The following is a 638-nucleotide window of genomic DNA, read 5'->3' on the forward strand; positions in this document are numbered from 1 at the left end:
GGCTGTTGCTGTGGGCGGCCGAGCACTATGGCGTCGACGCCACCGGCATCACGCTGTCGCGCAACCAGCATGCGCATGTCAGCAGGCTGATCCAGGAAAAGGGCCTGGGCGAGCGCGTGCGCGTGGAACTGCTGGACTACCGCAAGCTCGACGAGGCCGCGCCCTACGACAAGATCGCCTCGGTCGGCATGTTCGAGCACGTCGGCCGGGCCCAGCTGGAAGGCTATTTCGCCAAGCTGCGCCGGCTGCTCAAGCCGGGCGGGCTGATCATGAACCACGGCATCACCGCGGCCGGCGTCTACAACGCCGAGCTGGGCAGCGGCATGGGCGAATTCATCGAGAAGTACATCTTCCCTGGGGGCGAGCTGACCCACATCAGCGTCGTCATGGAGGCCATGACCAATGGTGGCCTGGAAGAGGTGGACGTCGAGAACCTGCGGCCGCACTACGCCCGGACCTTGTGGGCCTGGAGCGATGCGCTCGAGGCCAACCTGGCCGAGGCCGCGCGGATCCTGGGCGGCGAGCAGGGCGAGCGTTCGCTGCGCGCCTACCGGCTCTACCTGGCCGGTTGCGCCATGGGCTTCGAGCACGGCTGGATCGCGCTGCACCAGATCGTGGGCCAGCACCCGGCCACGGGC

At 68.2% G+C, this 638-nt stretch carries 1 protein-coding gene; it reads left to right on the top strand.

All coding sequences use genetic code 11. The features are described 5' to 3' along the window. Window positions 1–638 (top strand): class I SAM-dependent methyltransferase (locus tag BI327_RS40950; protein ID WP_143271824.1); only part of this gene is annotated, 638 nt, incomplete at both ends.

The organism is Bradyrhizobium mercantei (genome assembly GCF_001982635.1).
Taxonomy (GTDB): Bacteria; Pseudomonadota; Alphaproteobacteria; order Rhizobiales; family Xanthobacteraceae; genus Bradyrhizobium; species Bradyrhizobium mercantei.